Source organism: Armatimonadota bacterium, assembly GCA_036504095.1.
GTDB lineage: Bacteria > Armatimonadota > DTGP01 > JAKQQT01 > JAKQQT01 > DASXUL01.
Genome location: DASXVS010000040.1, coordinates 145,928 through 163,845 on the forward strand (window position 1 = coordinate 145,928; position 17,918 = coordinate 163,845).

Below are 17,918 nucleotides of genomic sequence, written 5' to 3' on the forward strand. Positions count from 1 at the left end.
TCAGGGTAGCACGCTGAAGCCTGCCTGAGTTGTCGCAGAACTGCCAGGTTGTATGGGTGCGATAGCGCTGCGTGACGTCTTGGGGTACAGGCGGATCTCCTCGCGGACACCGATCTCCAGTGCGTTGATGATTGCCTGCACGCGTTCCATACTCACCATCGCGTAATCGCTGGCTTCGTATTTCTGAATCTGCTGTTTCTTCAGCCCAACGCGGCTCGCAAGTTCCTCCTGCGTGAGTCCCTTCGCTATACGAGCCTGTATGAGAATTGCCGGCAGATCGTCAAAGGACTCGGCGGAAAGGACCTTCCGACGGCCACTCCGCAAGGCGTCGTATTCGGCGAGTTCACCTTGGAGACTCGCCAGTTGCGACCGCAACGCGTCCTCGTTCAACTGCGCGACCCACGGCTCCGCCTGGTCACTCCGTGAGGCGTGCAGTGCCTCAAGCGAGGCGGCGAAACGCTTTACCCACGTCTGCGTAATGCGCCTCTGATGCTCGTTCTTGATCATACCTCCGCCTCCCTCGGCGCCAGCCTTACGATGCCCTTGCGGCGGCCATTCCGGTCCATCTGGAAGAACTCCAAAAATCCGAAACCGGTTGCCGCATGGAGCGCCCCCGCCGGGACAAACTCCCCGCCATACTTCTGTTTCTGCGCCCGCCGCCCGTCCGTCATGTCCCGAAACACCGGATCAAGCAGCGCAGGATCGACGCCCGTTACGTCGAAGCACGCGTCGTAATCCAGCGGAAACGGTTTCGACGTGACGAAACTGCCGTCCACGTATACGCAGCCACATCCAGCTTTCGCCAAATCATCCAGCGCAAGGCGAAGCCCCGCCAGAAGAAACTGCCGGCGCGGCGAGAAGCAGAAGCGGTTGTAGAATTCGTCCCACCCTGCGTCATAGATTCCAGCAGGGAGGTATCCGGCTAAGTCAAAGCCTGGCAACATGGCGCCTCAGGACAATTATATCATTGTCCTGCCGATAATGCGAGAAGTGCTTGCGGCGCCGCTATTTCGGCGCAGCAGTTGTCTGACGGCCGCCAGAGGTTTTCGCGGCGCGCTTCCGCTTCGCAGGCGCCGGCATCGCTTCAATCAGCGCTCGGAGCGCATTATTCACAGCGGCAGGGGTTGTGAAGACTTCAGCCACTTCGGGATCGAGCAGCACAACGCTTACTGCATCTCCAAATCGATCCGCAAAGCGGTTAGGCTTTGCGTTCGCCCAATCGTCATCGGTCCACTCCGGCATTTCTGCAAGAGCGTCCAGTTGGGGTTGCGCCTTATCTCTGTTCATATTTGGTACGATCCCTTCGGGTCGCAACCCTCGCGCTAATGATCTTGAGCAGATTTCCGCGCTCTGTAAACGTGACCTGCAGAAGTCGTCGGTGGGTCGATAGCCCAATGACATGCTCACGCGTCTCATCTGCGGAATGGTGCACGTCCTCTCGTATCGCTGCGAGCGGATCGTCGAACACAGTCGCCGCTTCGACAAATGAGACGCCATGTTTGTTTCTCCAAGTTCGACGCCGCCTTTTCGGGATCCCAATCTAATATCATGGTATCGTTCCGGCCGACTTCGCGCCACTGCCGTCCAAAGCCCGCCTCACTCCAGCCCTCTTTCAGCCATCTCGATTGCGCGCAACACCGCCCGGGCTTTGTTGCGGCACTCCTGGTGCTCGGCGAGAGGATCGCTGTCGCTGACGATACCGGCGCCCGCCTGCACCGTGGCCACGTTGCCCTGGATGGCAACGGTCCTGATACAGATACAGGTATCGAGGCCGCCGCTGAAGGAGATGTAGCCGACCGCGCCGCCGTACGGGCCCCGCCGCGTCGGCTCCATTTCGTCGATGATTTCCATCGCGCGGACCTTCGGAGCGCCGCTGAGCGTGCCGGCCGGGAACACCGCGCGCAAGGCGTCGAAACGGTCGAATTCAGGCCGCAGTCGGCCGCGAACGTTGCTCACGAGGTGCATGACATCGCTGTACCGCTCTGTTACAAACAGTTCGTCCACGTGGACACTGCCGTACGAGCACACGCGACCCAGATCGTTGCGCCCCAGATCGACCAGCATGATGTGCTCGGCGCGTTCCTTCTCGCTGGCGTGCATTTCCGCTTCCATCGCGGCGTCGGCCTCCGGCGTGGCTCCCCGCGGACGCGTGCCGGCGATCGGCCGGTAGCGCAGCTCGCCGCCGCTTTCGGTAACGAGGATCTCCGGCGACGATCCGACGAGTATCATCTCCCCGAGGTTCAAATAGAACATGTACGGCGACGGATTGATATACCGCAGCGCACGGTAGACATCCAGCGGGTCAGCATTGGTTTCCTTGCGCATCCGCTGGCTCACAACCAACTGGATGCAGTCGCCCGCCCGGATGTACTCCACCCCCTTGCGGACCATCTCCTGGTAGGCCTCGGGCGTCATGTTCCACTCGGGCTCGCCCGCGTGCCCGCCAGCTTTGGGCCACTCCGGGACCTCCGCCGACTCAAGGGTATCCACCACGGCGTTCACCGTCTCAACCGCCTTGTCGTATGACGCGTCAAGGTCGTCTCCGGTAGGGGCGTTGCAGACGACCTTGAGCCGGTGGCGGAGATGGTCGAACACCACGATCGTATCGGCCAGCATGAACAGGGCGTCAGGAGCATTGAGGTCGTCCTTGGTCGTGTCCGGCAGCTTCTCGAAGAAGCGAACGAGATCGTACCCCATCAAGCCGACGGCGCCGCCCACGAACGGCGGCAAGTCCGGCCCGCCAACCCACTTGTAGCGAGCCATCAAGTCTTCCAGCACGCTGAGAGGATCTTGCCCGCCGCTGAGCGTCATCGTCGTAGAGTCGCCGTTTTCCGTGACGACCAGGCTGTCGCCCTTAGCGCGCATCGTCAGAAACGGCCTGGCCCCGAGGAAGGAATATCGGCCGATGCGGTCCCCGCGCTCCACAGACTCCAGCAGAAATGACGGCACGCCGCCCGCGGCGAGGCGACGGAACGCCGCGACGGGCGTCAGCATATCCGCGAGCACGTCTCGCGTCACGGCGATCAGATTGCCCTGTCGGGCTTTCAGTTTGAACTCTTCTCGAGTGGGTGTGATCATCGGGAACCCCAAAAACGGAAATGGCCGGCTGCACCGGCCCTTCGGCCGGGCTCCGCGCTTTATAATAGTGTATGCCCTTGGCTGACTGAGCGTCAATTCGCGCGCGGAGCGGACTCGCCCCGTGTACATGCGCCTATTTCCATTTCGTGCTCTCACCATCACAAAATTCGGATGTATTTGCCCGCTTGCCGATTGGTCCCTCCGGCGGCGCGATCCCGACTGCAATACGGCGAACAATGGTCTTATAGCGCGCCGTCGAAAGAGAGAATCAATGAATTTCCCCGGTATCCGACGACGCCCGATGTGGGCGCTCGCAGCGGCGATGGTGATCCTTGCCATCGCCAAATCCTGTCAGGCCGCGTACATCAAGGACTACCCAGTCACGCTCTCACAGCCGGATGGGACCCGCGTTCGGGTCCTCGTGACCGGTGATGAGTTCTACAATTGGGCGCACGACGCAGCCGGCTACGTCATCGTACGCCACCCGGCCAACGGACGCCTCGTATATGCGACCGAGATCAACGGCGAGGTCGCTCCCACGAACTTCGTCGTCAACAGGGCAGACCCCCGCCGGCTTGGCCTGAGGCCCAACATCGCGGCGAAGCACGCCGCGTCCGCGAGGGCGCTTTCCCCGCTCAGTCACCGGATGCCGAAGAGGTCGAATTCTCCCAAAGCGCACAACACTGGATCGCTCAACAATATCGTTATCTACATCCGGTTCGCCGATGAACAGCCGACGGCATTCACCCATGCCCTGTCGCAGTATGATGCGATGCTCAACGGCGCGGCCGGCACGAACTCCCTGCGCAACTACTACAAAGAGGTGTCGTACAACACGCTGACCATCAGCTCGGTGTTCTTCCCCACGCAGTCGGGCTCGACGATCGTCTCCTACCAGGATACCTATCCCCGCGCGTACTACAAGCCCTACGATGCCACGACGAACCCGACGGGCTACCAGTCCAGCCAGCAGGGCACCCGGGAGCTGAACCTTCTTCGCGCGGCGCTGGCCGCTGTGAAGCCGGCAGTCGACGCGTCCGGGATCACCACGGACAGCGACCACGATGGCTATGTTGACAACGTGGTGTTCGTCGTCGATGGCGACGTGACTGCGTGGGCCACGCTGCTGTGGCCGCATATGTGGTGGCTTGGCAACGGGCCCACGCTAGGCGGCGCCACCGTGGGGACCTTCAATTTCCAGTTGGAGAACTTCACCTTCTCCGGCTCCGGCGGGGTTGGCGTTTTGTGCCACGAAATGTTCCACAGCCTCGGCGCGCCTGACCTGTACCATTACAGCTATGACGGCCTGAACCCCGCGGGCGCCTGGGACATCATGGAATACAACCAGAATCCCCCGCAGCATATGACATCGTTCATGAAGTGGAAATACGGCACGTGGATCGCCACCGTGCCCGAAATCACCGCGTCGGGCCACTACACGCTCAATCCCACTACGTCTTCCACCAACAATTGCTATAAAATCAAATCGCTCGCCTCAACGACGCAGTATTTCATGGTGGAGTACCGGCGCAAGACAGGCACGTTTGAGGGCTCCGTGCCCGGCACCGGCCTGATCGTATACCGCATCGACACCACCACCGGCAATGGAAATGCGAACGGACCGCCGGACGAACTGTACATCTACCGTCCGAACGGAACGCCGACGGTCAACGGCAACACGTCCACTGCCAACCTTTCGTACGAGACGGGACGGACCTCCATCAACAGCGCCTCCAATCCCACGCCGTTCCTGCAGAACGGGAGCCCGGGTCTGCTGGATATCCATAACGTAACGTCGGCCGGTACCACGATATCGTTCGACATCACCGTCGGCTACCCCGCCGCCACGAAGGTCGGCTTCCTCACTCAGCCCGGGCCGTCCAGACCCGGAACCCTGCTCTCCCCCCAGCCTGTCGTGGCTGCACTCTCCGATTCCGGCGTCGTGAACCCAACGTTCACCGGCCCCGTCACCCTCTCGATCAAGAGCGGCGCCGGCGCCGCGGGCGCCACCCTCGGCGGAACAACCACCGTGAACCTGGTGAACGGGCGCGCCACGTTCACCGACTTGACCGTGGACCTGGAGGGAACCGGCTACGTCCTCACAGCGTCCTGTCCCGGCCTGGTAAGCGCAGACAGCGCTCCCTTCTATGTCGGCGTCCTTCCGGAGAAGCTCCGTATCATCACACAGCCGGCAGGTGGCGATGTGTCCAAACCGCTTTCCGTTCAGCCGGTTGTGCAGGTAACCGATGCATCCCTGCAACTCGCGCAGTACTTCACCGGACCGGTAACGGTTGCCATCAAGCCGGGAACGGGCACGTCCGGCGCGGTGCTCAGCGGAGCCACTGTCCTCAATGCCATGGCGGGTGTCGCCGCGTTCAGCGGGCTGAAGATCGATAAACCCGGGACCGGATACGTCCTCACGGTGACTTCCGGCGCCCTTCCGGCGGTTGACAGCCAACCCTTTACCGTTCTGGCCCACACGGCATCCACGGTCTACGTGAACAAGGACGCCACCGGCGCCACCCACGACGGAACGACGTGGGCCACGGCATGGCAGACGGTCCAGGCGGGCATAAATTCCGCGGTGAGCGGTGACGAAGTGTGGGTGGCCGCATCGACAACACCCTACATCGAGAAGATCGCGCTCAAGGCGGGCGTTGCGGTCTACGGAGGATTCGCCGGCGCCGAGACAGCCCGAAGCGCGCGGAACTGGAAGACCAACGTCACGGTACTGGACGGCAGCGGAACCGGCAACGCGAGCGCGGTGACGTCATCTGTCGTCGGCGCGGTCCTGGATGGCTTCACCGTTTGCAACGCCGCGGGTGGATATCCCGGGGTTTACGTCACTGCCGGAACCGCCGCCATCACCAATTGCGCGATCGTCGGCAACTCTTCCCGCGGCCTTTCCGTGGCCGTCGGCGCCGCAACCGCAACCAACTGCGTCATCAGCGGAAACACGTACGGGGTCTACGTGGCCTCCGGCTCGGCAACCGTCGCCAACTGCACCATCAGCGGCAACTCATCCTCCGGCCTGTACGTCTACAACAGCGCAGTGGCGACCATCACTAACTGCATCGCGGCGTTCAACGGGACCGGCATCGGCCGGTACTCAACCGCCGTCTCGGTGACGCTGTCGCACAACGACGTGTTTGGCAACACTTCCGCGAACTACAATGCGTTCACGGATCCGACTGGCGTGAACGGCAACATCAATCTGGATCCAACGTTCGCGAACCGAACCGCCTCGGACTTCCACGTGACCACCGGTTCGCCGTGTATCGACGCGGGGGACGACGGCGTCGTAACCACGGCGGAGACGGACCTGGACGGCCAGCCGCGCATCATCGGAGCGCACGTGGACATCGGCGCCTATGAGTACTCCGTAACCGCTGCGCCATTCACGCTGCCCGAAGCCGCCACGGCGCTCCAGATCTTCGGTGGCCTGACTGCCGCCGCGTCCGCCGACCTGACCCGGCTCAACGTTGAAGGGGCCGATTCCAGCCTGGACATCGCGGACGCGGTGCGAATCGCCCGCAAGGCGATGGGGCTGGAACCGAATCCGTAAGTCGATTGAACCACAAAGGCACAAAGGCGCAAAGGCATTGATGAGCTTTGGGCCTTTGTGCCTTCGTGGTTGAGATGATTGAAAACATGACGAGAGATGACGCCCTCGAGTTTGTGCGTTCGATGGTCGGCAACGAAAATCTGGTGAAGCACATGCTCACCGTGGAAGCCGCGGTGCGCGCGTATGCCGGCGATTACGGCGGTGATCCCGGGACGTGGGCTCTGGCCGGCCTCTTGCACGACTCGGATTGGGAAGCGCACCCGGATGAGCATCCGAAGGTCGCGCTGAAACTGCTGGCGGAGCGGGGGGATGTGCCGGAAGAGGTTCTCCATGCCATCGCCGCGCACGCGCCCGAACGGACAGGCGTTGAGCCCTCAACGGACCTGGACAAGGTCCTCTTCGCCTGCGATGAACTGTGCGGGTTCATCAACGCGTGCGCGCTCGTCCGGCCCCAGCGCCTCGAAGCCCTGACGCCCAAGAGCGTGGAGAAGCGCCTCAAGAGTCCGGCGTTCGCGGCGGGAGTGAACCGTGGCGACGTGAATCGCGGGTTTGAGCTCCTCGGTGTCGAACGCGCGGATCACATAAACCACGTAATCGCGTCCATGCAGGCGATCGCCCCGGAACTCGGGCTGGAACCCATCGAGGGCTGATCAGGGGGGTCCACTGCCTGGTAGCGGTTGGGGATGGGCTAACAGCGGTCTCTGCCGAAGGCTTTGGGCGTGATTTTGATGCCGGTCAGAGGTTGCCGCAAGAGGCGCATCGGCCATGTGGCCGCTGTTCAATCCCATTCACCTCGGTGGTTACCGGATCAAAACGGGCCAACATGCGTGATGAGGCCGCGCCCAACGACGCGTGGCCCTTCGCGGATTTCAAACGCGGTGCCTACGTGCACGCGGCCTCGATGTGCCGCTGGATTGGTGAACCGAAGCGATGCCTCGACAGGCTCACCGAGCGGGGCAGTTGGAGATCCAAAGGTCTGAATGGCGTCCCAGTCACTACCATCATCAATATAGTGGAATTGGCTGTGGTAGCCGCTCCCTGGAGCGGTTTTCCGGCCGCCATCTTCCGGGCGCAAGTACACGATCGTCGCTTCAACATGCGGTGTGTTGCCGTCTGCGGCATCCGGCTCGCGCTTGAGTGTCTCCTGCATCGCCAACTACCTCCAACCTTGATGATACCACAGCCCCAAGCCCCGCGCCTAACCCCCGGGGTTCAGACCATCGGGGTCAGGAACGGTAAATCGTCCTCCGTGGCAAAGCGCGCCGGCCCAATGCCGTCCAGCAGTCCCAGGCGGAACAAACTATTGGCCATTGAATCGGGTACCGATGCGCAGACAATTGTGGTTTCAGCGATACCGAGCCTCGCGCCCCAGATGCGAGCATCTTCCAACGACTCCGCGAACCACTTGCCTTCCATTTGACCCGGAAGTGTCCGAAAGGCGGCGCAACGGCTGATGTCGTCCAACTCCGCTTTCGAGACGACGCGATAGAGGGTCATCAAGCGGTCCCTACCAGTCGTGATACCGGTTGGTGATAGGCAGGCGGCGGTCCCGACCGAAGGCTTTTGGCGTGATCTTGATGCCGGGAGGGGCCTGGCGGCGCTTGTATTCGTTGCGGTCCACCATCAGGATCACGCGGCGAACTGTCGCCTCGTCGAAGCCCGCGCTCACAATCTCCTCCAGGCTCCGATCGTCTTCCACATAGAGGTTCAGGATGGCGTCCAACACGTCGTAGGGAGGCAGGCTGTCCGTGTCCTTCTGGTCGGGCCGCAATTCGGCCGTGGGCGGACGTGTGATCGTCGACTCGGGAATCACAGGTGATAACGTGTTCCTGTATTCGCTGAGGGCGTAGACCAGCGTCTTCGGAACGTCCTTGATCACGGCGAAGCCGCCGGCCATATCCCCGTACAGGGTGCTGTACCCGACCGACATCTCGCTCTTGTTGCCGGTGGTCAGCACCAGCCAGCCGAACTTGTTTGACAGGGTCATCAGGTAGTTGCCGCGAATGCGGGCCTGCAGATTCTCCTCGGCCAGGCCGCTCCCGGTATCCCTCATCGAATCCGCCAGCGCATCCAGACTCGCCTGGAAGGGGCCTTCTATCGGCACCGTCAGGAACCGGATCCCGAGGTTTTCGGCCACGAGGGCCGCGTCCGACTTGGTCTCGTCGCTGCTGTACCGGCTGGGCATCGTCACGCCGATGACGTGGTCCTTACCCAACGCATCCACCGCAATGCATGCCGTGATCGCCGAGTCAATCCCGCCGGACAAACCCAGCACGACGTCCTTGAAACCGTTCTTGCGGACGTAATCGCGAACCCCCAGCACCAGGCCGTTGTATGTGTCCGAGAGCATGTCCGGAGGAGGCAGGGGCAGGCGTGACAGCCAGACTGGGATGGGCGAAGGCGTGGAAGGCGACGGCGCGTCCAGCCGCTCGCGCGGCTGCCCGGCTTCGCCGAACGGTGGAAGGTCCACCAGCGCAACGGCAAGCCCGGATTCGTGGGTGCGCATCCGCTCTTTCCGTCGGGACGGGTTTGCCAGGCGCCGATGGAATACGTCGCCAATGTTGAGATCCACGACCACAAGCGCCTCTTCGAACGAAGGTCCCCTGGCGATCAGTTCGCCGCCCGGATCGAAGACCAGGCTATGGCCGTCGAAGAGCAGTTCGTCCTGCCCCCCCACGCTGTTCACATACGCGACGAAGGCGGTGTTGTCCATCGCCCGGGCGGCCAGCAGATGCTCGCGGCTTCGCCATTTTTCACGGTGGAACGGCGAGGCGTTGATCGAAACCAGCACCTCCGCGCCTCCGACCAGCGCCTGCTCGCGCGCGGGCCCGTTGGAATACCAGATGTCCTCGCAAACCCCGACACCAATGCCGACGTCCCCGAAATTGAACACCGAAGTCCCTTCACCCGCCGCGAAGTACCGGTCCTCGTCAAAAACGGAGTAGGAAGGCAGGAAGATCTTGTGGTGTACGCCGGCCACGCGGCCGCCGGCGATGATGGCGGCGGCGTTTGAGATGTCGTCCGAAACGTCCACGAAGCCCACGATCGCCGCTGTCCGCACTTCCGCCTGCGCTTCGGCGATGCGCTGGAGGCACTGCACATTCTCGTGAAGGAATCTCGGCTTCAGCAGCAGGTCCTCCGGCGGATAACCGGTGATGGCAAGCTCAGGGAACGCGACGATGTCGCACCCCTCGTCATTTGCCTGCCGGAGCGCGGCGATAATGCGGTCCGTGTTGCCGGCCAGATCGCCGACCGTGGAATTCAGCTGGACAAGCCCCAATCGAACGGGCGCGGGAACTTGGGAGTCAGGATTCGTTTCTGTCAACATCTCAATTGCCTCGGGATAACCACAAAGACACGAAGGCACAAAGCATGATCACTTTGTGCCTTCGTGTCTTTGTGGTTCAAATCCTTGGCTGTCAGGTGTGGTATTCGGCGTTGATCCGCACGTAGTCGTAACTGAAGTCGCACGTGTACATCACCGCCCGGCCGGGTCCCCCGTGGAGGTTCAGAACGATCTCGACCTCGTCGCGGGCAATCTGGGCACTGGCGTGGGCCGCATCGAAATCCGTCGGCTCGCCATCGCGAAGGAGGGTCACGCTGCCGATGCGCAATTCGGCCTTCGACGGGTCGAATGGCACGCCGGCCCGTCCGGCGGCGGCCAGTACGCGTCCCCAGTTCGGGTCGTTTCCGAAGAGCGCCGTCTTGGTGAGCGGTGATTCGGCGATCGTGCGGGCGATGCGAACGGCGCCCGCTTCGCTCCCGGCGCCTCGAACGTCGACGATGACGAGTTTGGTGGCGCCTTCACCGTCCCACGCGATCTGCCTGGCCAGCGAATCGCAGGCGGCGGTGAGCACATTCTGGAAGACCTCAAAGTCCTCCGTGCCGGCGACGATGGTCTGATTTCCCGCTGCCCCGGACGCCATCAACAGGAGCGTGTCATTCGTGCTGGTGTCACCATCCACGGTCACAGCGTTGAAGGTGTGCCGCACCGCGTGCGAGAGGGCTCTCTGTAGGGCGCCCGCATCGATGGCGGCGTCCGTGGTCATAAACCCGAGCATAGTCGCCATATTGGGCGCGATCATCCCGCTGCCCTTGCACATGCCTCCGATGCGCGCGCTGACGCCCCCGGACAAAGGGACGTCCGCCGTAACCGTCTTCGGACGGGTATCAGTTGTCATGATGGCCTTCGCGGCATCAGCGTCATCTTCGCTCACCAAGGCCGCGGCGGCGGCGCAGATCCCCGTTTCGACCTTGTCCAGCGGCAGCGGGTGTCCGATGACACCGGTCGAGCAGACCAGTATCTGCTCCGGCGCACAGCCCACGGCGTCCGCTGCAATCGCAGCCATTCGGCGCGCATCCGCGAAGCCCTGTTCGCCCGTAACAGCGTTCGCGCATCCGCTGTTGACAGCCACCGCCCTGATCGGTCCGCGGGAAAGATGCTCGCGGCTGACGACAACCGGCGCTGCCACAACAAGGTTTGTAGTGAATACCGCGGCCGCGGCGCACGGCGCATCGGCGACTATCAGGGCCACGTCCGGCCCGGCCTCTTTGAGCCCGCCCCTGGCCCCGGCGGCGCGAAAGCCCCGCGGATAAGTGACGGCTTTGGTTTGATATGGGAAGTCTGGCATTGCGAGTTCCGAGTTCCTGGTTCCGAGTTCCGAGTTCCTGGTTCCGAGTTCAAGGTTTCGAGTTTCGAGTTCAAGGTTTCGAGTTTCCGGGCCTCGAAACTCGGAACTAGAAACTCGGAACCCCTATGGGTAAAGTGCAATTCTGGGAAGGTTTGTGGTCTCGGGATAGCCGACCATGATGTTGAAATTCTGGACGGCCTGTCCGCCGGCGCCCTTTATCAGGTTGTCTGTCGCGGAGATGACGATCAGGCGATTGGTTCGGGGATCGGTGGCGATGCCGATCCGGCACATGTTGGAACCGGCCACATCCATCACCGATGGGTATCGGCCCATCGGAACGACGTCCACGAACGGCGCGTCCGCGTAGAACTCCTCGTAGAATGCGTGCAGGCTGTCGAGGGTCTCGTGGCCGCTGAGGGTTGCGTAGCACGTGGCGAGAATGCCGCGCGTCATCGGCGCCAGATGCGGTGTGAACGTGAGGCGCACCTCGCACCCGCAGACTGTGGTCAGTTCCTGCTCGATCTCAGGCGTATGCCGATGGGTGGCAATACCATAGGCTTTCGCGTTCCCGTTGAGCTCGGTGAAGAGGTACTCCGTCGTCGCTTTGGAACGTCCGGCCCCGGAGACCCCGCTCATCGCATCCACGATGATGCTTTGCGGATCGACCGCCTTGCAGGCAAGCGCGGGGGCAAGCGCCAGGATTGAGGTTGTCGTATAACAGCCCGGATTAGCCACGAGCTGGGCCTGGCGTATCTTCGTGCCATAAATCTCGGCAAGCCCGTAGACCGCCTGGGGCAGCAGTTCCGGGGAAGTGTGCTTGATCTTGTACCACTTCTCGTAGACGGACTGCGAGCGGATGCGGTAGTCAGCGGAGATGTCTATCACGCGCTTGCCCTGCGCCAGGAGGCCCGGCGCGATCTCCATCGCTTTTCCATTTGCCAGCGCCAGGAAGAAGACGTCCGCAACGTCCGCGTGCCGGCTCGGGTCAAATGCCTTCAGCGGCATCACGGCGGAGGTTACGTCCAGATGCGTGAATACGTCGCCGAGCTGCTTACCGTTCGCGCTGTTCGATCCCAGAAATGTGATTTGCACACCCGGGTGGTTGTGCAGCAGGCGAACCAGTTCAATTCCGGCATAGCCGGTCGCTCCAACTATCCCCACCCGCACCGGTCGGGGTGTATCTGAATCCATATTGCTGTACCCTTTGGTCCGCTCAAACAAAAACACGGCAGCGGAAAGGGTCCGTTGCCTCATGGACAGTATACGCCGAACGCGCCCGCCAATGGGAACCGGTTCAGGATTCCGGGCCAGGGAACCGGGAATCGGAGGCCAGGCGGCCTAACTGGACCACGTGCGGCGGGCGGTTACCAGGCCGTTCTGGTAGGTTCCACCGTCCCAAAGCGGGCTGATATCGACCCCCCTCCCGGTGGAACTGTGAATGAACAGTCCGCCGCCCCAGTAGATGCCGGTATGGTCTACGTACCTGTGGTGGCACGCGAAATAGAGGCGGTCTCCGGGACGAAGCTGCGCGGGCGTCAACGGAACGGCCGCGCCAACGCGGGCCTGATCACGGGCTACCCGAGGCAGGTCCACTCCGTACTGCCGGAAAACCGAGCGCACATAGCCAGAGCAGTCGATCCCGCTGGCGGAGGTGCCGCCCCACCGATAGGGGATTCCCACGTAGGAGAAGGCCGTGCGCAGCAGCGGCGGAACGCCCACGAGCGTATACCCCTGCGTTGTATTTCTCTGGATGATCTCGGGGATGTGGATCTCGGCGGCCAGAAGTTGAACCGCGCCCCGATAGACCCAGCCGGTGCGGCCATCGACCATTCGCACGCCGTACCACTGACTGTTCCAGCCCGTGAGGATCACAGGCTGCCCCACCCGGCAGATGTTATAGACCTTATGCCGGTACGGGCCGTCGTAGATGCGGGTGTAATCCCACGCGATGGCGCCGATTCGGCCCACAAGGGATCTGGCGGCCGGTCTTGAAGCGGATGGCGCCGGTGCGGACTGGGCACAATGGCCAGGCGCGGCGGCGAGGATCGCGGCTATGGCGAGGAAGCGGATTTGCATGACACTTTGATTGTACCATGCTGCGGAGGGCGAACGCGGAAATGAGGAGACGGGAAAACGGCGGTTACCCCGCCATTTCCTCGCCCCCCCATTGCCTGTGTGTTCACTCCGAAGCGATTAGCGCTTGCTGAACTGGAAGCCGCGGCGGGCGCGCTTGCGTCCAACCTTCTTACGTTCCTTGACCCGCGGATCGCGTGTCAGGAAACCGGCCTTCTTCAGATCGACGCGCATTTCGGGGTCCACGCTCAAGAGAGCGCGGGAAATCCCATGGCGGATGGCGCCGGCCTGCCCGGCGGTTCCACCGCCAAGCGCCGTGACGATGACGTCAAACTGACCGGACACATTGACCAACTCGAGCGGCTGGCGCACGATCATCTCAAGCGTGCGGCGGCCGAGGTATTCGGCCAACGTACGCTTGTTGACCGTGATCTCGCCGGTTCCGGGTTTCAACCACACTTTGGCCGTGGCATTCTTGCGTCGGCCTGTGGCGTAGAATTTTGTTACTACTGGCAAAACGTTGTCTCCTACAGAATCCGGCGGCGTCCGCTGCCGGCATTCAGCCTATCAGAATGTCCACGGTTGCGGGTTCTGGGCCTGGTGCGGGTGGTCCTCACCCTCGAAAATACGAACCTTCATATACATGTCGTGGCCGAGCGTGTTGTGCGGGAGCATGCCCTTCACGAGGCGCTCCATGTACTTTACCGGCCGCTTGGTGAGTAGTTCGCCGCGGGTGATCGAGTGGATTCCACCGGGATATCCACTGTGCCGATAGATGCGTTCCTTCGGCTTGGACGCTCCCGTTAGAACGATTTTGCCGGCGTTGATGATGATGACGTTGTCTCCGGCGTCCACGTGCGGCGCGAACGTCGGCTTGTGCTTGCCGCGCAGCAGCATGGCGGCCTCGGCGGCAACGCGCCCCGCCGGGCGGCCTGCCCCGTCGATAACCAGCCAATTGCGCTGGACTTCCCTCGGTTTGGTTACAAAGGTCTTCATACTATCTCCAAGTTTCGAGTTTCGTGTTCCGAGTTTCGATCCGCGCTCCGAGCGCTTACTCGGAACCCGGGACTCGGAACTCGATACTCCCATATTCTACGCGGGCCAGAAACAGCCCGTTCGGCGGAGCGGCCTTGCCCGCCACGCCCCGGTCACACGCGTGCAACCGGGTCCATATTTCCAGCGGCGATGCCTCGCCGCGTCCCACTTCCAGAAACTGCGCAGCCAGAGACCGCGCCATGCCTTTCAAGAAGGCGTTCGCCGTGAGGCTGATAATCAACCAGCCTCGCCACTCCCGAAACCTCACGCTCCGCAAGTCCCGAAGGGAACTGCGGTCCGGCTGCGGCAATCCGAACGATCGAAAATCGTGCGTCCCCAGCAACCCGGCTGCCGTCTCCCGCATCGCCGGAACGTCCAGCGCGCCGGTCTCCCGGAGGCTGTACCGGTCCCAGAACAATGATGGACGGCCACACCGCCTCACGAAGTAGCGATACGTCCTCTGCGTTGCGCTGAAACGGGCGTGAAACCCGTCGCGGCGCTCATGCGCCCTCCGAACCATGATGTCTGCCGGAAGCCGGCCATTCATCGCCCGCGGTATCCGCTCTATCGGTATCCGCGCTTCGGTCCTCAGGCTTATCGATTGTCCCAGCGCGTGAACCCCGGCATCCGTTCGTCCCGCGCCCGTCAGCCGCGCCGTTTCACCGGTCACGCTCAGCCACGCAGCCTCCAGGACTCCCTGAACGGTACGCCCGTGTTTCAATCTCTGAAAACCGTGGAATGCCGTGCCGTCGTACGCCACGATCAGTTGGACGGTTCTGGAGTCCGGGTTCAGTTGCCTGGATCCGTCTACGAATCCCGAGTCCTGAATCCCGGATTCCAACCTGTTACTCCTCGGCATACTCCAGGCGAGCCACCACAACCGCGTCTCCCCGGCGAACGCCGATGCGGGTGATGCGGGTGTAGCCACCCCTCTTGTCCGTGAATTTCGGGCCCACTTCGTCGAACAGCTTCTTCACCAGGCTCTCGTCCTGGAGGGTTTTGAATGCCTGCCGGCGACTGTGAACGGTATTCGACTTCGTAAGGGTGATGGCCCTTTCAATAAGCGGCTGTGCTTCCTTGGCGCGGGTGACCGTCGTATCGATGTGATCGTACTTCACCATGGAGCGCACTAGCCCATGCAGCAAGGCGATGCGCTGCTCTGTGCGCAAGCCCAATTTGCGTTTGCCCACGTTATGGCGCATGGCTCTACTCTTCCCCTTCTTCTTCGTCCTCGTCCTCGGTGAACACGACGGCTTCTTCGCCTTCGCGCGGAGGTCGGAGGGTTAAGTCCATGGCGGCAAGTTTGTCCTTCACTTCGTTCAGGCTCTTGCGGCCGAAGTTGCGAATATTCATCAACTCCTGCTCGCTTGTCTGCACGAGGTCCTGGACATTGGTAATGCCGGCCTTCTTCAAGCAGTTATAGGTGCGCACGGAGAAATCAAGTTCCTCGATGCGCGCGTCGGGCGCCTTGATGGCGGCCTCCCCCTCGTCCAGCACGGGCGCTCCGCCCCGCAGAATCGCGGCGGCAGCGTCGCCCTGGATGAACAAGGCGGTGTGCTCCATCAATATCTCGGCCGCATCGCTCAGCGCGGTGTCGACCGGGATGGTCCCGTTTGTCCATATCTCAAGCACCAGGCGCTCGAAATTGGTCCTGTTGCCCACGCGGGTGGGGTCCGTGGCGAAGTTAACCTTGCGCACGGGGGTGAAGACCGATCCGAACGGGATGGTGCCGATGATGTTCTTGAATTTTTCCTGCGCTTCCGGCAGTACAAACCCGGTGCCGATCTCAACCGTCAGTTCGATGTTGAGAACAGCGTCTTCTTCGCTGATTTCGGCGATGTAGGCTTCCGGGTTGACGATCGTGACGTCTTCCGGACATTTCACGTCCGCGCCGGTGACTTCGCCCTTGCCGCGCGCTTCGATCCGAAGCACGCGGGGCTCATCCCCCTCGGCCCCGCCTTCAACCTTGATGTTCAAGTCCTTCAGGTTGAGCAGCAGGGCGGTGGTATCTTCCTTCACCCCGGGTATCGTCGAGAACTCGTGAAGTACGCCTTCGATTTTGACGGACGTAACGGCTGCGCCCGGCACGGCGGAAAGCAGTACACGACGAAGGGCGTTGCCGATGGTCGTACCGAATCCGGTAGCCAGCGGTTCCACCACGAACTTCCCGTACATGTCTGATTCCACCAGGCGCTTTACGCGCGGCGGTTCACCAATCATAGTTCGCTCCTTTATGGGATGCTCCGAGTTCCTGGTTCCGAGTCCCGAGCGCCAATGCTCGAGATCGTGAATCCTTACCAGGACTTCGAAACCCCCTGATTACCGCGAGTAGAACTCGACGACGAGTTGTTCTTCCACCTGGGTGTCGATCTGGGCCCGTGTGGGCAGATCGTTCACTTTACCGGAAAGGTTCTGCACGTCCACTTCCACCCATTCCGGCCGGCGACGGGCATGCCCGGCTGCCGTCAAAATGGTGGGAACCGACTTGCTCTTCAGTCGAACGGCCACCACGTCTCCGGGACGAACGCCATAGGACGGGATGTTGACCTTCTTGCCGTTGACGGTGAAGTGCGCGTGGTTGACGAGTTGGCGAGCCTGGTTGCGGCTCTCGGCGAAGCCCATGCGGTACACCGTGTTGTCCAAGCGCCCTTCAAGGAGCGTGAGCAACACTTCGCCGGTGACGCCCTTGCGCCGAACCGCTTCCGTGTAGTAGTTGTGAAACTGGGTTTCGCTGACGCGGTAGATGCGCTTGATCTTCTGCTTTTCGCGCAACTGGATTCCGTATTCACCCAATTTGCGCGGGCGCTGGCCATGCTGGCCCGGCGGATACTTTCGCCGCTCGACGGGGCACTTAACGCTGAAGCATTTGTCGCCCTTAAGATACAATTTTACTGTCTCCCGGCGGCACTGACGGCACCGGGGCCCATGTTGAACCATCTTCATCCTCTACAAGACTGCGCCGCGGCTTCTGTTTGGCCGCCTACGCGAGAGTTTACGATTCCAATATTCGCGGTACGCCCAGCGTCTCGCCGGGTGATGTGTCAGGCGCGGAGGCCCAACGTACCGTGCTAGACGCGTCGCCGTTTCGGCGGGCGGCAGCCGTTGTGCGGAATCGGGGTGACGTCCCGGATGGTCATCACCTGGAGCCCAACGGTCTGCAGGCTGCGGATGGCGGTCTCACGGCCGCTGCCCGGTCCCTTCACGTGCACGTCAACCTGGCGCAGGCCGTGCTCCATCGCGCGGCGGGCGGCGTTTTCCGCGGCCATCTGAGCCGCGAACGGCGTACCCTTCTTGGTACCCTTGAAGCCCACCGTTCCACAGCTGGCCCATGAGATCACCTCGCCGCGGGTGTCCGCGATCGAGACGATCGTGTTGTTAAACGTGGACTGGATATGCACCACGCCAACCGGTATGTTCTTGCTGACTTTCGGCCGCCCGCCACGGGACGACGTAGTCGCTGGTTTTCTTGCCATATAAGTTCCTAGCTTCGAGTTTCGAGTTCCGAGTAATGCGATCGGTTCCGGACTTCGGAACTC

20 protein-coding genes are annotated in these 17,918 nt (G+C 62.0%); 2 read left to right on the forward strand and 18 right to left on the reverse strand.

What is annotated here, in order from left to right:
* The 5 genes from VGM51_07885 to trpE all read right to left on the reverse strand — a co-directional run bounded on the left by VGM51_07885 (position 1) and on the right by trpE (position 3,078).
* On the reverse strand, positions 1 to 507 hold the full coding sequence (locus VGM51_07885; GenBank protein ID HEY3412961.1) for a helix-turn-helix transcriptional regulator: 507 nt from the start codon (positions 505 to 507) through the stop codon (positions 1 to 3).
* Positions 504 to 944 (reverse strand): hypothetical protein, encoded by a 441-nt coding sequence (locus VGM51_07890; GenBank protein HEY3412962.1) that lies wholly within the window; start codon positions 942 to 944, stop codon positions 504 to 506. Before VGM51_07890 ends, VGM51_07885 begins: the two co-directional genes overlap by 4 nt.
* A gap of 61 nt (positions 945 to 1,005) precedes the next feature.
* Positions 1,006 to 1,287, reverse strand: coding sequence for a hypothetical protein (locus VGM51_07895; GenBank protein ID HEY3412963.1), 282 nt, complete (start codon positions 1,285 to 1,287; stop codon positions 1,006 to 1,008).
* Complete coding sequence (locus tag VGM51_07900; GenBank protein HEY3412964.1) at positions 1,274 to 1,468, reverse strand: BrnT family toxin; 195 nt, start codon at positions 1,466 to 1,468, stop codon at positions 1,274 to 1,276. Before VGM51_07900 ends, VGM51_07895 begins: the two co-directional genes overlap by 14 nt.
* 128 nt (positions 1,469 to 1,596) lie before the next feature.
* Positions 1,597 to 3,078, reverse strand: coding sequence for an anthranilate synthase component I (gene trpE / locus VGM51_07905; protein HEY3412965.1), 1,482 nt, complete (start codon positions 3,076 to 3,078; stop codon positions 1,597 to 1,599).
* 271 nt (positions 3,079 to 3,349) lie between these two features.
* Here trpE and VGM51_07910 point away from each other — a divergent pair, with 271 nt between their 5' ends.
* Complete coding sequence (locus tag VGM51_07910) at positions 3,350 to 6,643, forward strand: M6 family metalloprotease domain-containing protein (GenBank protein ID HEY3412966.1); 3,294 nt, start codon at positions 3,350 to 3,352, stop codon at positions 6,641 to 6,643.
* 86 nt (positions 6,644 to 6,729) lie between these two features.
* Positions 6,730 to 7,293: an HD domain-containing protein gene (locus VGM51_07915; protein HEY3412967.1), complete on the forward strand. Its 564-nt coding sequence runs from the start codon at positions 6,730 to 6,732 to the stop codon at positions 7,291 to 7,293.
* Between the two features lie 158 nt (positions 7,294 to 7,451).
* Here VGM51_07915 and VGM51_07920 read toward each other — a convergent pair whose 3' ends face one another.
* From VGM51_07920 to rpsK, 13 genes are all read right to left on the reverse strand, one after another.
* Positions 7,452 to 7,793, reverse strand: a complete 342-nt coding sequence (locus VGM51_07920; GenBank protein HEY3412968.1) for an elongation factor Tu — start codon at positions 7,791 to 7,793, stop codon at positions 7,452 to 7,454.
* 62 nt (positions 7,794 to 7,855) lie between these two features.
* The gene (locus VGM51_07925) at positions 7,856 to 8,140 is read right to left on the reverse strand and encodes a hypothetical protein (protein ID HEY3412969.1); all 285 of its coding nucleotides are present in this window, start codon (positions 8,138 to 8,140) and stop codon (positions 7,856 to 7,858) included.
* A gap of 10 nt (positions 8,141 to 8,150) precedes the next feature.
* Positions 8,151 to 9,971: an NAD+ synthase gene (locus tag VGM51_07930; protein ID HEY3412970.1), complete on the reverse strand. Its 1,821-nt coding sequence runs from the start codon at positions 9,969 to 9,971 to the stop codon at positions 8,151 to 8,153.
* Positions 9,972 to 10,062: 91 nt separating this feature from the next.
* The gene (gene argJ, locus VGM51_07935) at positions 10,063 to 11,274 is read right to left on the reverse strand and encodes a bifunctional glutamate N-acetyltransferase/amino-acid acetyltransferase ArgJ (GenBank protein HEY3412971.1); all 1,212 of its coding nucleotides are present in this window, start codon (positions 11,272 to 11,274) and stop codon (positions 10,063 to 10,065) included.
* A 123-nt stretch (positions 11,275 to 11,397) separates the two neighbouring features.
* Positions 11,398 to 12,465 carry an N-acetyl-gamma-glutamyl-phosphate reductase gene (argC, locus tag VGM51_07940; GenBank protein ID HEY3412972.1) on the reverse strand — a complete coding sequence of 356 codons (1,068 nt, stop codon included), beginning with the start codon at positions 12,463 to 12,465 and terminating at the stop codon, positions 11,398 to 11,400.
* A gap of 147 nt (positions 12,466 to 12,612) precedes the next feature.
* A complete protein-coding gene (locus tag VGM51_07945; protein HEY3412973.1) occupies positions 12,613 to 13,350 on the reverse strand; it encodes a C40 family peptidase in 738 nt (245 codons plus the stop codon).
* A gap of 117 nt (positions 13,351 to 13,467) precedes the next feature.
* The gene (gene rpsI / locus VGM51_07950) at positions 13,468 to 13,863 is read right to left on the reverse strand and encodes a 30S ribosomal protein S9 (protein ID HEY3412974.1); all 396 of its coding nucleotides are present in this window, start codon (positions 13,861 to 13,863) and stop codon (positions 13,468 to 13,470) included.
* A gap of 51 nt (positions 13,864 to 13,914) precedes the next feature.
* Positions 13,915 to 14,343, reverse strand: coding sequence for a 50S ribosomal protein L13 (gene rplM / locus VGM51_07955; GenBank protein HEY3412975.1), 429 nt, complete (start codon positions 14,341 to 14,343; stop codon positions 13,915 to 13,917).
* Positions 14,344 to 14,398: 55 nt separating this feature from the next.
* Complete coding sequence (truA, locus tag VGM51_07960) at positions 14,399 to 15,223, reverse strand: tRNA pseudouridine(38-40) synthase TruA (GenBank protein HEY3412976.1); 825 nt, start codon at positions 15,221 to 15,223, stop codon at positions 14,399 to 14,401.
* Between the two features lie 4 nt (positions 15,224 to 15,227).
* The gene (gene rplQ, locus VGM51_07965; protein ID HEY3412977.1) at positions 15,228 to 15,584 is read right to left on the reverse strand and encodes a 50S ribosomal protein L17; all 357 of its coding nucleotides are present in this window, start codon (positions 15,582 to 15,584) and stop codon (positions 15,228 to 15,230) included.
* A 4-nt stretch (positions 15,585 to 15,588) separates the two neighbouring features.
* Positions 15,589 to 16,602, reverse strand: coding sequence for a DNA-directed RNA polymerase subunit alpha (locus tag VGM51_07970; protein HEY3412978.1), 1,014 nt, complete (start codon positions 16,600 to 16,602; stop codon positions 15,589 to 15,591).
* Between the two features lie 99 nt (positions 16,603 to 16,701).
* Entirely contained in the window at positions 16,702 to 17,319 is a 618-nt protein-coding gene (rpsD, locus tag VGM51_07975; GenBank protein HEY3412979.1) for a 30S ribosomal protein S4, read from the reverse strand.
* Positions 17,320 to 17,450: 131 nt separating this feature from the next.
* Entirely contained in the window at positions 17,451 to 17,855 is a 405-nt protein-coding gene (gene rpsK / locus VGM51_07980; protein HEY3412980.1) for a 30S ribosomal protein S11, read from the reverse strand.
* Between the last annotated feature and the right edge of the window lie 63 nt (positions 17,856 to 17,918).

Excerpts from the sequence above, each read along its gene's own strand:
- VGM51_07925 (HEY3412969.1), bottom strand. The coding sequence starts at position 8,140 with ATGACCCTCTATCGCGTCGTCTCGAAAGCGGAGTTGGACGACATCAGC.
- VGM51_07930 (HEY3412970.1), bottom strand. The coding sequence starts at position 9,971 with ATGTTGACAGAAACGAATCCTGACTCCCAAGTTCCCGCGCCCGTTCGA.
- rplQ (HEY3412977.1), bottom strand. The coding sequence starts at position 15,584 with ATGCGCCATAACGTGGGCAAACGCAAATTGGGCTTGCGCACAGAGCAG.
- VGM51_07885 (HEY3412961.1), bottom strand. The coding sequence starts at position 507 with ATGATCAAGAACGAGCATCAGAGGCGCATTACGCAGACGTGGGTAAAG.
- VGM51_07945 (HEY3412973.1), bottom strand. The coding sequence starts at position 13,350 with ATGCAAATCCGCTTCCTCGCCATAGCCGCGATCCTCGCCGCCGCGCCT.
- argC (HEY3412972.1), bottom strand. The coding sequence starts at position 12,465 with ATGGATTCAGATACACCCCGACCGGTGCGGGTGGGGATAGTTGGAGCG.
- VGM51_07895 (HEY3412963.1), bottom strand. The coding sequence starts at position 1,287 with ATGAACAGAGATAAGGCGCAACCCCAACTGGACGCTCTTGCAGAAATG.
- trpE (HEY3412965.1), bottom strand. The coding sequence starts at position 3,078 with ATGATCACACCCACTCGAGAAGAGTTCAAACTGAAAGCCCGACAGGGC.
- VGM51_07920 (HEY3412968.1), bottom strand. The coding sequence starts at position 7,793 with ATGCAGGAGACACTCAAGCGCGAGCCGGATGCCGCAGACGGCAACACA.
- VGM51_07890 (HEY3412962.1), bottom strand. The coding sequence starts at position 944 with ATGTTGCCAGGCTTTGACTTAGCCGGATACCTCCCTGCTGGAATCTAT.
- rpsD (HEY3412979.1), bottom strand. The coding sequence starts at position 17,319 with ATGGTTCAACATGGGCCCCGGTGCCGTCAGTGCCGCCGGGAGACAGTA.
- VGM51_07970 (HEY3412978.1), bottom strand. The coding sequence starts at position 16,602 with ATGATTGGTGAACCGCCGCGCGTAAAGCGCCTGGTGGAATCAGACATG.
- argJ (HEY3412971.1), bottom strand. The coding sequence starts at position 11,274 with ATGCCAGACTTCCCATATCAAACCAAAGCCGTCACTTATCCGCGGGGC.
- VGM51_07910 (HEY3412966.1), top strand. The coding sequence starts at position 3,350 with ATGAATTTCCCCGGTATCCGACGACGCCCGATGTGGGCGCTCGCAGCG.
- rpsK (HEY3412980.1), bottom strand. The coding sequence starts at position 17,855 with ATGGCAAGAAAACCAGCGACTACGTCGTCCCGTGGCGGGCGGCCGAAA.
- rplM (HEY3412975.1), bottom strand. The coding sequence starts at position 14,343 with ATGAAGACCTTTGTAACCAAACCGAGGGAAGTCCAGCGCAATTGGCTG.
- VGM51_07915 (HEY3412967.1), top strand. The coding sequence starts at position 6,730 with ATGACGAGAGATGACGCCCTCGAGTTTGTGCGTTCGATGGTCGGCAAC.